This is a genomic window from Shewanella sp. ECSMB14102, assembly GCF_000813075.1.
In the GTDB taxonomy this organism is placed as follows: Bacteria; Pseudomonadota; Gammaproteobacteria; order Enterobacterales; family Shewanellaceae; genus Shewanella; species Shewanella indica.
Genome location: NZ_JWGX01000099.1, coordinates 1 through 210, shown reverse-complemented (window position 1 = coordinate 210; position 210 = coordinate 1). Strand labels below are relative to the sequence as shown.

Annotated in this window: 1 pseudogene; it reads left to right on the top strand. The window is 50.5% G+C overall.

Annotated features, from left to right (window positions below):
• Positions 1-171, top strand: a pseudogene (locus tag RC73_RS19470) (transposase); the annotation flags it as partial.
• Positions 172-210 lie beyond the last annotated feature (39 nt).

The following is a 210-nucleotide window of genomic DNA, read 5'->3' as shown; positions in this document are numbered from 1 at the left end:
TACTACCACTGTTGCAGCCGCGTGGTGCGGCGAGCCTTTCTGTGTGGTGATGATGCCTACTCGGGTAAGAATTATGACCACCGCCGTGGTTGGGTGGAATCGTTATTGTTTGAACTGGAAGCCGTTTTTGCCATTGAGATGGCCACATTCACCATCATAAAAAAAAATATGGACACCCAGCGTTAATGGCGCGGAAGTTAGCCCCCGACT